The sequence below is a fragment of the Rhizobium sp. SL42 genome, assembly GCF_021729845.1.
GTDB lineage: Bacteria > Pseudomonadota > Alphaproteobacteria > Rhizobiales > Rhizobiaceae > Allorhizobium.
Map to the genome: position 1 here is coordinate 1,050,717 of NZ_CP063397.1, position 13,261 is coordinate 1,063,977.

13 protein-coding genes are annotated in these 13,261 nt (G+C 60.9%); 9 read left to right on the forward strand and 4 right to left on the reverse strand.

Features of this window, described 5'->3' with window-relative positions:
* Positions 1-101 precede the first annotated feature (101 nt).
* The 3 genes from lptB to lptC are packed head-to-tail and all read right to left on the reverse strand — an operon-like array spanning position 102 to position 2,174.
* Entirely contained in the window at positions 102-920 is an 819-nt protein-coding gene (lptB, locus tag IM739_RS04870; RefSeq protein WP_442981093.1) for an LPS export ABC transporter ATP-binding protein, read from the reverse strand.
* Between the two features lie 16 nt (positions 921-936).
* A complete protein-coding gene (locus tag IM739_RS04875; protein WP_442981121.1) occupies positions 937-1,491 on the reverse strand; it encodes an LptA/OstA family protein in 555 nt (184 codons plus the stop codon).
* Positions 1,491-2,174 carry an LPS export ABC transporter periplasmic protein LptC gene (lptC, locus tag IM739_RS04880; protein WP_237370090.1) on the reverse strand — a complete coding sequence of 228 codons (684 nt, stop codon included), beginning with the start codon at positions 2,172-2,174 and terminating at the stop codon, positions 1,491-1,493. The genes IM739_RS04875 and lptC overlap by 1 nt, the downstream gene beginning before the upstream one ends.
* Before the next feature lie 312 nt (positions 2,175-2,486).
* On the opposite strand from lptC, the gene IM739_RS04885 reads away from it, so the two are divergent.
* The 8 genes from IM739_RS04885 (at position 2,487) to IM739_RS04920 (ending at position 8,089) form a co-directional block, all read left to right on the forward strand.
* The gene (locus tag IM739_RS04885) at positions 2,487-2,789 is read left to right on the forward strand and encodes an integration host factor subunit beta (RefSeq protein WP_113143069.1); all 303 of its coding nucleotides are present in this window, start codon (positions 2,487-2,489) and stop codon (positions 2,787-2,789) included.
* A 96-nt stretch (positions 2,790-2,885) separates the two neighbouring features.
* Positions 2,886-3,230, forward strand: coding sequence for a LapA family protein (locus IM739_RS04890; RefSeq protein ID WP_237370091.1), 345 nt, complete (start codon positions 2,886-2,888; stop codon positions 3,228-3,230).
* 106 nt (positions 3,231-3,336) lie between these two features.
* A complete protein-coding gene (locus IM739_RS04895) occupies positions 3,337-4,509 on the forward strand; it encodes a class I SAM-dependent methyltransferase (protein WP_237370092.1) in 1,173 nt (390 codons plus the stop codon).
* On the forward strand, positions 4,506-5,366 hold the full coding sequence (locus IM739_RS04900; RefSeq protein WP_237370093.1) for a TrmH family RNA methyltransferase: 861 nt from the start codon (positions 4,506-4,508) through the stop codon (positions 5,364-5,366). The genes IM739_RS04895 and IM739_RS04900 overlap by 4 nt, the downstream gene beginning before the upstream one ends.
* Before the next feature lie 3 nt (positions 5,367-5,369).
* A complete protein-coding gene (lspA, locus tag IM739_RS04905) occupies positions 5,370-5,861 on the forward strand; it encodes a signal peptidase II (protein ID WP_237370094.1) in 492 nt (163 codons plus the stop codon).
* 86 nt (positions 5,862-5,947) lie between these two features.
* The gene (locus IM739_RS04910) at positions 5,948-6,826 is read left to right on the forward strand and encodes a GNAT family N-acetyltransferase (protein ID WP_237370095.1); all 879 of its coding nucleotides are present in this window, start codon (positions 5,948-5,950) and stop codon (positions 6,824-6,826) included.
* Positions 6,827-6,960: 134 nt separating this feature from the next.
* Entirely contained in the window at positions 6,961-7,125 is a 165-nt protein-coding gene (locus tag IM739_RS04915) for a hypothetical protein (RefSeq protein WP_237370096.1), read from the forward strand.
* Between the two features lie 31 nt (positions 7,126-7,156).
* The gene (locus IM739_RS04920; protein WP_237370097.1) at positions 7,157-8,089 is read left to right on the forward strand and encodes a LysR substrate-binding domain-containing protein; all 933 of its coding nucleotides are present in this window, start codon (positions 7,157-7,159) and stop codon (positions 8,087-8,089) included.
* Here the strand turns inward: IM739_RS04920 and IM739_RS04925 are convergent.
* Positions 8,071-10,356 (reverse strand): NADP-dependent malic enzyme, encoded by a 2,286-nt coding sequence (locus tag IM739_RS04925; protein WP_237370098.1) that lies wholly within the window; start codon positions 10,354-10,356, stop codon positions 8,071-8,073. The two genes, IM739_RS04920 and IM739_RS04925, sit on opposite strands and share 19 nt — an antisense overlap.
* A gap of 197 nt (positions 10,357-10,553) precedes the next feature.
* Here IM739_RS04925 and mutS point away from each other — a divergent pair, with 197 nt between their 5' ends.
* Positions 10,554-13,205, forward strand: a complete 2,652-nt coding sequence (gene mutS, locus IM739_RS04930; RefSeq protein WP_237370979.1) for a DNA mismatch repair protein MutS — start codon at positions 10,554-10,556, stop codon at positions 13,203-13,205.
* The last annotated feature ends 56 nt before the right edge of the window (positions 13,206-13,261 follow it).

Sequence of the window (13,261 nt, forward strand, 5' to 3'; positions counted from 1 at the left end):
TCATGACGAGCAAAATCCACTTGGCCCAAAAATTGCTTTTTATTTTAGTTTGGTCAAGTCGCAGGAGGAGAGGCGGAGGCGTTTTCTTGCTTCGAAGGCTTTTAAAGGCTGAACTTGTCGCCGAGATAGAGGCGACGGACATCCGCATTGTTGACAATATCATTCGCCCGTCCGTGGGTCAGCACCTCGCCGGCGTGAATGATATAGGCACGATCGATCAGCCCCAGCGTTTCGCGGACATTGTGGTCTGTGATCAGAACGCCAATGCCGCGTGCCGTCAAGTGCCGGACCAGATTTTGAATGTCGGAGACGGAAATGGGATCGACGCCGGCAAACGGCTCGTCGAGCAGCATGAAGGTCGGATCGGTGGCCAGGGCGCGTGCGATTTCAAGGCGACGGCGTTCGCCGCCGGAAAGGGCGACCGCTGCCGATTTGCGCAGTTTTTCGATATGGAATTCGTGCAGCAGTTCGTCGAGCTTGGCTTCGCGCTTGCGCCGATCGCTTTCGTGGACTTCGAGCACGGCGCGGATATTGTCCTCGACCGACAATCCGCGAAAGATCGACGCTTCCTGTGGCAGATAGCCGACGCCAAGGCGCGCGCGCCGATACATCGGCATGGAGGTGACATCATTGCCATTGATCGTGATCGTACCGGCATCGACCGGGACCAGGCCGGTGATCATGTAGAAGCACGTGGTCTTGCCGGCCCCGTTCGGACCGAGCAGGCCGACGGCCTCACCCCGGCGAACCACAAGCGATGCACCATTGACGACGCGGCGCGTATTGTAGGTCTTGGTCAGGCCATGGGCAATCAACGTGCCCTCGTAGCGCGACTTGTCGCCCTTCAGGGCGGGGCTGGCCGCAGCCGCAGCCGTGTCCGCCGGGCTGCCGGCCTTCTTGGAAAGAAATGGGATTTGCACGTTCAGACCGATCCCGTCACTGCTTTTTCTGCGATTTAGGGTCGAGCTGGATCTGTACCCGTCCACCACAGCTGTCGAGCTTGGCTTGGCCGGATGTCATCTGGACGGTCAGCTTGCAGCCCACGAATACGTTCTGGCCTTCCGAGAGTACAACACGGTCGCCTTCCAGCACGAACACCTGCTTCGTCATGTCGAAGAAGCCCTTGTCCGCCGTTGCCTGCTGGGTGCCGGACGACAGGAAGACCTTCTCCATCACATCGATCTTTTCGATGTCGGCATTGCCCTGGGTAACGCTTGCGCCTTCGCCGCGATAAAAGACCGTCATCGCGCCTGCCTGCAATGTGGTCGCGCCCTGCACGACTTTGACATTGCCGGTGAAGAAAGCCTTCTTTTCCTGCTCGCGAATTTCCAGCGCGTCGCTTTCGATCTGGATTGGCTGGTCATTGGAAAGCTTCATGCCGTCCATCTGGCTGCTCTTTGCCTGAGCGAAGGCCGAAGTCGATACGCAGGACATAAGGCCGAGCAGCAACACGTGGCCGGCGATGAAAAGCTTCGGGGAGCGGCTAGAAATCATGGTTTGGCGGCTTCCATTGACCCGTTTTTACGCAGCGCCGACGGCTCAATATTGACCCGTACATCGCCTGCGAATGTGATTGTTCGCCCCTTATCCGTTATATTGAGCGACTTCGCAACAATCGAAGCGCCCTTGGTCTGGATTGCGACGGGATCCGAGGTTTCCATCGTGCCGCCCTTGATATTCAGGCGTGCCGACTGGAACTGGGCATCGAGGCCGCTGTTGAGGTTTAGCGTAAATGGCTTGTCGAGGTTCAAGAATTCGGAACCGCGGTCGAAGATGCCGCCGATTGCCTCGACACGGGCAATGATCTTCTCATTCACCGGCACAGCAGCAGCGATCGTCTCGAGCGCAATGATGTTCGGGTTCTTGATGTCCTGCAACGCCCGCTCGGCGCGCATCGAATAGCTGACGCCATCGGCATTGCGGCCGGAAATGGCGGGCTTTTCCATCACGACCTTGCCGTTTTCAATCTTGGCCGAAGCGATCTCGAGGTTTTCCGGCAGATAGGCGCGGACGATCGATACGCCGATGAACATGAAGGATATCAGTGCCGCGCCGACCGGCAAAAGCACCTTGAGGCGCCGTACGCGGGTCGAATGGCTTGCAGCCTTGCGATAGGCAATCGCCCCAGGCGACTGCCCGGCGGCCTGCGCACTATCGTCTGTCCGTTGCAACATGAGGAAAATCCGTCTGATTGAGCGCGCATCGTATCGATGACGTCGCCCGGAGCCGACGTTTCGCATTTAAATCCGTGAATGCCAATATGGATTTTCACACGCCAATTACAAGTTTGCATGGCGATGGGGCCAATTTGCGACCGATGGAGGCATAAGCCAAAATTGGCGGTAGCGGTCCGCCTGCATTTGTGATTTCTGTCATAGCCTTCGCAATTGCTGGATCTTGCGGTTAAGTTGTTCCTTGACTGGGCTTTTTTGGTTTGGCAACGTTAGCGGCGATCGGAACATTTGAGAAATTCAGGGGGAGCGCGCGTGATTAAATCGGAACTTGTGCAGATTGTCGCGGCCCGCAATCCGCATCTCTATCACCGGGATGTCGAAAACATCGTCAACGCCGTGCTGGATGAGATCACTGACGCGCTCGCAGGTGGCAACCGCGTCGAACTTCGCGGTTTCGGTGCATTTTCCGTCAAAAACCGTCCCTCCCGCTCCGGCCGCAATCCGCGGACCGGCGAAACCGTCTTCGTCGAGGAGAAGTGGGTGCCGTTCTTCAAGACGGGCAAGGAGCTTCGCGAGCGTCTGAACCCCGGCATGGGCGATGAAGACGACGATTGATCGTTCGACCGGATTGAAAAAGTCGACCCGGTGATTAACTTGGGTGGCGTAGGCGCCATGTCCTGACATGGCGAACAAATCGCAGGGAGTGCCGCCATGGTCCGGAAACTGTTCACGCTAGTGGTCTTCATTCCGCTTGGTATTCTGTTGATCGTCCTGGCCGTTGCCAACCGGCAGTCCGTCAGCCTGGCACTCAATCCGTTCAATCCTGCCGACCAGGCACTTTCACTTTCGGCCCCCTTGTTCGTGCTGCTGATCCTTGCCGTCATTCTCGGCGTCGTGATCGGTGCCGTTGTCACCTGGTTCTCGCAGAGCAAGTATCGCAAGCGGGCCCGCAACGAGAGCCGTTCTGCCCAGCGTTGGCAAGCGGAAGCAGACCGCCACAAGACCCGGGCCGAGCAGATCGCCGGCAGTTCCCTGCCGTCGATCGCATCGAAGTAGGCATATCGGGGCCGACTTCAGCCAATTGTCCTCAAAATCGCTTTTCGCACCTCTGCTGGAATGATATGGGCAGCGCCACAAGAGCACGCACCCACGGATAGATGACGTGAAAAACAAGGAACGCCGCCCCGGTGGAAAGCCGCCGGCAGGCACCACGGCGAGAGCCGATCGCGCCCAGGGCGGCAAGCCGGGCGGCAAGCCAGCGAAGGCAAAGCCGGCCGGCGCAAACTACGACCGGCCGCCGCGTCGCGACGATCAGAAGTCGCGCCCGGCAAAGCTTTCTGCACCGTCTTATAACGCTCGCGACGCGCAGGTTGAAACCGTCGCAACTGAGCCCGTGCGCCCCTTGATGCTGCGCAGTGGCGAGCGGCCGGCCGAGCGCGTTCCGTTGATTCTGGAATCGTCTGGCGCTGGCGATTTCCATCTGATCGACAGCGGCGATGGCCTGAAGCTTGAGCAATACGGTCCCTACCGCATTGTCCGCCCGGAGGCGCAGGCGCTGTGGCCGAGGGCCCTGCCGGCCCATGTCTGGGATAATGCAACGGCAATTTTCACTGGCGACACGGACGAAGACGGCATGGGGCGCTGGCGGTTCCCCAGCGAGGCGCTCGGTGAAACCTGGCCATTGTCGCTCCTAGGTGTCGATTTTCTGGGTCGCTTTACCGCTTTTCGCCATGTTGGCGTCTTTCCCGAGCAGATTGCCCATTGGGCATGGATGAAGAGCCAGATCGAGCAGGCCGGACGTCCGTTGAAGGTGCTCAACCTGTTTGGCTACACAGGTGTCGCCTCCCTGGTTGCCGCAGCAGCCGGTGCCGAAGTCACCCATGTCGATGCTTCGAAGAAAGCGATCGGCTGGGCGCGGGAGAACCAGTCTCTGAGCCGCCTCGACAAGGCGCCGATCCGCTGGATCTGCGAGGATGCGATGAAATTCATCCTGCGTGAGGAGCGTCGTGGCAACCAGTACGATATCATCCTGACCGATCCGCCGAAATTCGGTCGTGGCCCGAATGGTGAAGTCTGGCACCTGTTTGAGCACCTGCCTCTCATGCTCGATATCTGCCGCGAGCTACTGTCGCCGAAGGCGCACGGTCTGGTGCTGACCGCCTATTCGATCCGCGCCAGCTTCTATTCGATCCATGAACTGATGCGCGAGACCATGCGCGGCAAGCGTGGCCTGGTGGAATCCGGCGAACTGGTCATCCGCGAAGCGGGCCTCGACGGCAAGACGCCGGGCCGGGCGCTTTCAACTTCTCTCTTTAGCCGCTGGGTGCCGAAATGACGGATGATTTCAGACAGGAAGGCGCGCGTCGCGTCGGCCAGGTGAAGGAAGTCACGAGCCTTGCCAATCCGATCGTCAAGGACATCAAGGCACTGTCGCAAAAGAAGAGCCGCGACGAAAGCCGCACCTTCCTCGCCGAAGGCCTGAAACTGGTCATCGACGCGCTTGAACTGGGTTGGACGATCCGTACCCTGGTCTACGCTAAGGCTGGCAAGGGCAAGCCGCTGGTCGAAAAGGTTGCTGCCCGCACGATCGCCTCCGGCGGCCTCGTGCTGGAGGTCAGCGAGAAGGTCATGTCGGCAATCACCCGGCGCGACAATCCGCAGATGGTATCGGCCGTCTTCGAGCAGCGCTGGACGTCGCTCAGGGACGTTGCGCCGATCGAGGGCCAGACCTGGGTCGCGCTTGACCGCGTCCGCGATCCCGGCAATCTCGGCACGATAGTCCGCACCGCCGATGCAGCCGGCGCCTCCGGCGTCATCCTCGTCGGCGACTGTACAGATCCGTTTTCGCTGGAAACCGTCCGTGCCACCATGGGCTCGATGTTTGCGGTGCCGCTGATCAAGGCGACGCCGGCAGACTTCCTCAAATGGAAAAAAGGATCCGGTGCCCGCCTCGTCGCCACCCATCTGGCCGGTGCGGTCGACTACCGCACGATCGATTATCGCTCCAAGCCCGTCATCCTGTTGATGGGCAACGAGCAGTCCGGCCTGCCGGATGAACTCGCCGAGGCCGCTGATGCGCTGGCTCGCATCCCGCAGGTCGGCATGGCGGATTCGCTCAATCTGGCTGTTGCAACCGGCGTCATGCTGTTTGAGGCGCGACGTCATATGCTCAAGCTGGATGGGGCGAACTAAGTGATGTTGGCTGCATTCAACCGACCGGTGCCGGTCGCGATCTTCATCATCGCGGCGCTGATCCTCGATCAGGCGATCAAATATGCGGTCGAGATCTATCTGCCGCTGCACGAACTGGTGCCGGTCGTCCCCTATCTAGGACTGTATCGCACCCACAATCTCGGTGTCGCCTTCTCCATGCTGTCGGATGCGGACGGCTGGTTTATCGTCGGGCTGCGCCTGCTGATCGTCGCCTTCGTCGTGTGGCTCTGGCGCAAGACGGGGCCGGATCATCACTTTGCTCATCTCGGCTTCGCGATGATCATAGCCGGTGCCTTCGGGAATCTGGTCGATCGTTTCGTCTATGGCCATGTCGTCGATTACATTCTTTTCTACACCCAGACATGGTCATTCGCCGTTTTCAATCTGGCCGATAGCTTCATCACGCTGGGCGCTTTCTGCATCCTGATCGACGAGATTATCACCCATCGGAAAGCCAAGCCGCGCGGGGAGTGAGCGGTCCGGGTGGCCCGCCGATGTGTCACTGTCCTGTCGCAGATTCGTGGTTTATGGCGCGGGAAAACGAAGCCGGATTTGTCGCGATGAGCGTAGAACTAGTCGAATGTGGATCACTCCTTGATCAGACGCGCGCACCTGCCACGGCGCGGGCTGCGCTCAACCCTGGCCTTCTCGGCCGCATTGGTTCGCTGGAAACCCGGCTTGCGCGCACCGAGCGGGAGATCGATGCGGCCCAGGCCGTGCGCTACCGTGTCTTTGTCGAGGAAATGAAGGCCCAGATCAGCCCGGAAGGCGCGCGTCGAGAGCGTGAAGTCGATGCCTGGGACGCGCTTTGCGACCATCTTCTGGTTCTGGACCGTTCCATCGAAGGCGACGCCGAAGACCAGATTGTCGGGACCTATCGTCTTCTGCGCCACGAGGTCGCTATCGCCCATGGCGGTTTCTACTCGGGCTCGGAGTTTGCCATCGGTGAATTGCTCGACCGCCATCCGGACAAGCGCTTCATGGAACTTGGCCGGTCCTGCGTCCTGCCCGAATATCGCACCAAGCGCACCGTTGAACTTCTGTGGCAGGGTTGCTGGGCCTACGCCCTGCAGCACCGGGTTGACGGAATGTTCGGTTGCGGTTCCTTCCCCGGCATCCGACCGGAAGAACACGCGCTGGCTTTGTCCTTCCTGCATCAGAATGCGGTCGCCAAGGGTGAGTGGGCGGTCAGCGCCCGTCCCGAACTGCACCGTGAAATGGACCTGATGCCATCGGAAGCGATCAATGCGCGACGCGCTCTGTCGGCCATGCCGCCCCTGATCAAGGGGTATCTGCGTCTGGGGGCGATGGTCAGCAATGGTGCGGTTGTCGATCATGCTTTCAACACGACCGACGTGCTGATTGTCCTGCCGATCGCCAGCATTTCAGACCGCTACGTCAATTATTATGGTGCCGACGCCGGGCGGTTTGCCAGCTGACACAGAATGCTCTGCGGCTTTGCCATGTTGGAGCGGGCGGGCAGTGCCCGCCTTTCGGCTATGCGTGCCGTTGGAACTTCCGCGGGTAGTGGCAGATCGGCGAGTTCGCGCAGGGACATGGCGTGGATATCCGGGTGACTGAGCGGGTCTTGTTGCCATGCCGGCGCGGATCGGCCGTTGCCCGAGAATACGAATTTCCAGAAAAACTTGAACATCACAATGCCTTTCCGGCAGAGATTGACGCCGATAGGATTTTTGATCGTCTGATTTTCGGGAAGATGGCGGCGAAATTCAATTGAGATTTCCGCTGCCTCGTTTTAGTTTTTCTATATGCGAAATCTCAATCGGATCCATTTGAACGGACTGCGGGCGGTTGAGGCGGTAAAGCGCCTCGGGTCGTTGCAGGCGGCTGCAGATGAACTGGGCGTGTCGATCGGAGCTGTCAGCCAGCAGGTCATCAAGACGGAACAGCAGATGGGGTCTGCCCTTTTCGAAAGGACCAGTCGTGGCATGGTGCCGATCGATGCGGCTGCAGAAATCCTCGCGCGGCTGTCGGACGGTTTTCGCCAGCTGTCCGGTGCGGTGGCGCTGGCGGAACGCGGGGACGACAAGGTCTTGACGATTTCCGTTGCGCCGGTGTTTGCTGCGCGCTGGCTGGTTCACCGGGTCGCGGCCTTTTCCGAACGCTTCCCAGACATCAGCCTGCGCATCGATGCCAATGACCGGCTGACGGATGCCGCGCAGACCGATGTCGATCTTCGGATCCGCGTCGGTCGCGGACACTGGCAGGGCTTCAAATCGGAGTTGATCCTTGAGCAGCGGATCGTCCCCGTTTGCACGCCGGGTATGGCTGAAGGACTGAAGGGGCCGGAGGATCTTCTGCTCTTGCCGAAGATCATTGATGGTCGGGCCATGTTCGACTGGGATGTCTGGCTATCGGCAGCTGGCCTTGACGGAGGAGAAATCCGGGCACGCCACACCTTCAGCGAAGCCTCCCTCTGCCTTGATGCGGCAATTGCGGGCCAGGGCGTCATGCTTGCCTGGCAGACGCTCGCCTCGCATCAGCTGCAACACGGCCAGCTGATCGCGCCTTTCGGCCCGGCGGTGAAGACAGGTTTCGGCCACTATTTCGTTGCCGGCGAAAATGTCAGGCGCAGCGAAAAGGTCGAGAAATTCAAGCGCTGGCTGCGTAGCGAACTGGCTGAGGATATGGAGCGGCTTGCGCAAGCCGCTCCGGTTTTTGCTCAGGCACCGGCATTGTAGGCAGCAATCGCCGCCATATTGACGATATCGCTGTCCTTGGCGCCGATTTGGGCAATCTGGACCGATTTTTCCAGGCCGACCAGCAGTGGCCCCATCACGGTCAGCCCGCCCAGTTCCTGCAGCATCTTGGTCGAGATCGCCGCTGAGTGAATGGCCGGCATGACGAGCACATTGGCCGTGCCCGACAGGCGGCAGAACGGATATTGTTCCATCCTGTGGCTGTTGAGCGCCACGTCCGCCCCCATCTCTCCATCATATTCGAAATCGACATGGCGGTTGTCGAGGATCTTCACGGCTTCACGCAGGCGTTCGGAGCGTTCGCCGGTCGGATGCCCGAATGTCGAATAGGCAAGCAGCGCCACGCGCGGCTCGAGCCCGAGGCGGCGTGCCACTCCTGCCGATTCTTCGGCGATATCAGCCAGCTCCTCAGCGGTCGGCATGTCGTGCACGGCTGTATCGGCAACCAGGATGGTGCGGCCGCGCGCCAGCGCCAGCGAAATGCCGATCACCCTGTGGCCGGGTGCCGTGTCGATGCAACGGCGCACATCCTCGAGCGCAGTCGAGTAGTTGCGCGTCGTACCAGTCACCATCGCATCGGCATCGCCAAGGGCCACCATGCAGGCGGCGAAATGGTTGCGGTCGGTATTGATCAGGCGCTGAGCATCGCGGTGCAGATAGCCCTTTCGCTGCAGGCGGGCATAGAGATATTCGGTATAGGCATCCACGCGGGTCGAGACGCGGGCATTCACGACCTCGATGCCCGGCCGATCGAGATCAATGCCGGCCCGTTCCGCAGTTGCCTTCAAGGGCTCGTCGCGACCCAGCAGAATGGCGGTGCCCAGCCCCTGGTTGGCAAACGCGATGGCCGCGCGCATGACCTGCTCTTCCTCGCCTTCTGCAAAGACCACCCTCTTCGGATGACTGCGCACATGCTCGTAAATGCGCTGGGTAGCGGCCGCGATCGGGTCGCGGCGAGCAGACAGTTCATGGGCATAGGCACCGAGATCGTCGATCTCCTTTCGTGCAACCCCGGTTTCCATCGCCGCCTTGGCGACTGCGACCGGTATCGCGGAGATGAGACGCGGATCGAAGGGAACGGGAATGATGTATTGCGGGCCAAAGCGCGGACGCTGCCCCTGATAGGCGGCTGCCACGTCGTCAGGCACATCCTCGCGTGCCAGTTCGGCAAGCGCACGCACCGCGGCGATCTTCATCGCATCGTTGATCTGGCTGGCGCGCACATCGAGCGCCCCGCGGAAAATGTAGGGGAAGCCAAGAACATTGTTCACCTGGTTCGGATAGTCCGAACGCCCCGTCGCCATGATCGCGTCGTCGCGGATCTCGGCAACTTCTTCCGGCGTGATTTCCGGGTCGGGATTGGCCATCGCGAAGATGATCGGGTTCGGTGCCATGGATGCGACCATTTCGGCAGAGAAGGCGCCCTTTTGCGACAGGCCGAACACCACGTCCGCGCCTTCCATCGCTTCCTTCAGCGTCCGGCGGTCGGTCTTCACCGCATGGGCCGACTTCCACTGATTCATGCCCTCGATGCGGCCCTGGGAGATCACGCCCTTGGTGTCGCAGAGGATGATGTTATCGCTATTGAAGCCCATCGCCTTGATCAGCTCGATGCAGGCGATCGCGGCTGCTCCCGCGCCGTTGCAGACAAGCTTGGTCGTCTTGAAGTCGCGGCCGGTGAGTTCCAAGGCATTGATCAGTCCGGCTGCTGCAATGATCGCAGTACCGTGCTGATCGTCATGAAACACGGGGATGTCCATCAGCTCGCGCAGGCGGCTTTCGATGATGAAGCAGTCGGGCGCCTTGATGTCTTCGAGATTGATGCCGCCGAAAGAGGGGCCTAGATAGCGCACGCAGTTTATGAACTCGTCGACGTTTTCAGTGTCGACCTCAAGATCGATGCTGTCGACATCGGCGAAGCGCTTGAACAGGACGGACTTGCCCTCCATCACCGGCTTGGAGGCCAGCGCACCGAGATTGCCGAGACCGAGGATGGCGGTGCCGTTCGATATGACCGCGACCATGTTGCCGCGCGTCGTGTAGTCATAGGCCGTTGCCGGGTCTGCGGCGATGGCTTTGACCGGCACGGCGACACCCGGTGAATAGGCAAGCGACAGGTCGCGTTGCGTGGCCATCGCCTTGGTCGGCGTGATTTCCAGCTTGCCGGGGCGGCCTTGCGAGTGGAAATCGAGCGCTTCCTGTTCGGTGACCGAAACGCGCGTGCGAACTGTTTTCTTGTCGATCGGCATGTTTCCCCTCAGCTTGTTGTGGGCAGCTGCGTTGTCGTCCGCCCATCATGTTGTTTTTCTGCAGTGCAGGTCGTTAGTGTTGCACGACTTTATCATCAAGAAAACATTGGCCAGTGACGATCCATTCATCCACCCACAACGAGGTCCTGAACGTGGCAACGCTTGCCTCGGAGGAAAGCCGCGCGTCCGCCACGCCGATGATGGAGCAATATATCGAGATCAAGGCCGCCAATCCCGGCAGCCTGCTGTTCTACCGCATGGGCGATTTCTACGAGCTGTTCTTCGAGGATGCCGTGGACGCTTCGCGGGCGCTTGGCATCACGCTGACCAAGCGCGGTCAGCATCTCGGGCATGACATCCCGATGTGCGGCGTGCCGGTCCATGCTGCCGACGATTATCTGCAGAAGCTGATCATGCTCGGCTTTCGGGTTGCCGTCTGCGAGCAGGTCGAGGATCCGGCCGAGGCCAAGAAGCGCGGCTCGAAATCGGTGGTCAAGCGCGACGTCGTGCGCCTTGTCACGCCAGGCACGCTGACCGAAGAAAAACTGCTCTCGCCATTCGAATCGAACTACCTGATGGCGCTTGCCCGCATACGCGGCGGCAGCGCTCCGCAGCTTGCACTCGCATGGATCGATATCTCCACCGGTATTTTTCGTCTGGCGGAAACCACTGAGACCCGGCTGCTCTCCGATATCCTGCGCATCGAGCCGCGCGAGCTGATCGTTCCTGACACGCTGTTTCATGACGAGGAACTTAAACCCGCCTTTGACGTGCTGGGTCGGGTCGTCGTGCCGCAACCGGCCGTGCTGTTCGACAGCGCCAGTGCCGAAGGCCGTATTGCACGCTATTTCGGCGTCGGCACGCTCGATGGCTTCGGCAGTTTCTCCCGCGCCGAAATTGCCGCCGCCGCCGCTGCAGTCGCCTATGTCGAGAAGACCCAGATTGCCGAGCGTCCGCCGCTCGGTCTGCCCGAGCGACAGAACGCCGCCTCGACCCTCTTCATCGATCCGGCCACTCGTGCCAATCTCGAACTGGTGAAAACCCTGTCTGGCGACCGCAACGGCTCTCTGTTGAAGGCCGTCGATCGCACGGTTACCGGCGGCGGCGCGAGGCTTCTCGCCGAGCGGCTGATGTCGCCACTGACCGATCCCGAAGCGATTGCTGCGCGGCAGGATTCCGTTGCCTTCCTGCTTGCCGAAAGCCAGTTGATCGACCGCTTGCGAGATGCGCTCAAGCGGGTGCCCGACATGCCGCGTGCCCTGTCGCGTCTGGCCCTGGACCGCGGTGGCCCGCGTGATCTGGGCGGTATCGTCAATGGCCTGGCTGCATCGGCGGACGTTTCGGCCCTGCTGGCGCAGGCGCGCCTGCCGAAGGAACTGGCTGATGCAATGGCCGATCTTCAGGCCCTGCCGCAGGACCTCGGTCGCAGGCTGTCGACCCTGCTCGCCGATGAACTGCCGCTGCTGAAGCGCGACGGCGGTTTCCTGCGCGAAGGTGCCGTGGCCGAACTCGACGAGATCCGCGCCTTGCGCGACAAGTCGCGCCGCGTAATTGCCGGCCTGCAGCTGCAATATGCCGAGGAGACTGGCATCAAGTCGCTGAAGATCAAGCACAACAACGTGCTCGGCTACTTCATCGAAGTCACTGCCGGCAACGCCGGCTCGATGACCGATACCGATGAGGGCAAGGCCCGCTTCATCCATCGCCAGACAATGGCCAGCGCCATGCGCTTCACCACCACGGAACTCGCCGACCTTGAAAGCCGGATCGCCAATGCGGCCGGTCAGGCGCTGGCGATCGAGCTTGAGGCATTCGCCCGGATGGTGGCCGATGTCGTGGCCGCCGCCGAGCCGATCAAGGCGGCTGCCCGTGCGCTTGCCATCATCGATGTCGCCGCGGGCCTTGCAGCCCTTGCGGAGGAGCAGGGCTATTGCCGTCCGATCGTCGATGACAGCCGCATGTTCCAGATCACCGCCGGCCGCCATCCGGTTGTCGAGCAGGCGCTGCGCCGCCAGGCAGCCAGTCCCTTCATCGCCAACGATTGCGATCTGTCGCCGGAAAAATCCGGTGGCAAGGGTGCGATCTGGCTGCTCACCGGTCCCAACATGGGCGGTAAGTCGACCTTCCTGCGCCAGAACGCACTGATCGCCATCATGGCGCAGATGGGCTCCTTCGTGCCGGCGGGAGCTGCCCATATCGGCGTGGTCGATCGGCTCTTTTCGCGTGTGGGTGCTTCCGATGATCTCGCCCGTGGCCGTTCGACCTTCATGGTCGAAATGGTGGAGACGGCGGCGATCCTCAACCAGGCGACCGATCGCTCCCTGGTGATCCTCGACGAGATCGGCCGAGGCACCGCGACCTTCGACGGTCTCTCGATCGCCTGGGCGGCGGTCGAGCACCTGCATGAAGTCAATCTCTGCCGCTCGTTGTTCGCCACCCATTTCCACGAACTGACGGCCCTGTCTGAAAAGCTGGCGCGCATGTCGAACGTGACGATGCGGGTCAAGGAATGGGACGGCGACGTCATTTTCCTGCATGAGGTCGGTCCGGGAGCGGCTGATCGTTCCTACGGCATCCAGGTCGCGCGTCTTGCGGGTCTGCCAGCGGCCGTCGTCGCACGTGCGCGTGATGTATTGGCAAGGCTCGAAGATACCGACCGCAAGAACCCGGCGGCCCAGCTGATCGACGATCTGCCATTGTTTCAGGTGGCCGTGCGCCGCGAAGATAGCCGCAAGGCCGGTCCCTCGAAGGTCGAGGAGGCGCTCAAGTCACTGGATCTTGACGACCTGACCCCTCGCCAGGCGCTGGATGCGCTCTATGATCTCAAGAAACAACTTGGCAAGTCTTGAGAGGTAAGGTGCCTGTCAAACGCGCCGGAAAGGCGCTATAGCGCATCCGAAACCGG

Bases quoted from the DNA above. Each gene is read 5' to 3' on its own strand.
- lptC (WP_237370090.1), bottom strand. From the start codon at position 2,174: ATGTTGCAACGGACAGACGATAGTGCGCAGGCCGCCGGGCAGTCGCCT.
- IM739_RS04890 (WP_237370091.1), top strand. From the start codon at position 2,886: ATGGTCCGGAAACTGTTCACGCTAGTGGTCTTCATTCCGCTTGGTATT.
- IM739_RS04900 (WP_237370093.1), top strand. From the start codon at position 4,506: ATGACGGATGATTTCAGACAGGAAGGCGCGCGTCGCGTCGGCCAGGTG.
- lspA (WP_237370094.1), top strand. From the start codon at position 5,370: ATGTTGGCTGCATTCAACCGACCGGTGCCGGTCGCGATCTTCATCATC.
- IM739_RS04910 (WP_237370095.1), top strand. From the start codon at position 5,948: ATGAGCGTAGAACTAGTCGAATGTGGATCACTCCTTGATCAGACGCGC.
- IM739_RS04920 (WP_237370097.1), top strand. From the start codon at position 7,157: ATGCGAAATCTCAATCGGATCCATTTGAACGGACTGCGGGCGGTTGAG.
- IM739_RS04925 (WP_237370098.1), bottom strand. From the start codon at position 10,356: ATGCCGATCGACAAGAAAACAGTTCGCACGCGCGTTTCGGTCACCGAA.
- mutS (WP_237370979.1), top strand. From the start codon at position 10,554: ATGATGGAGCAATATATCGAGATCAAGGCCGCCAATCCCGGCAGCCTG.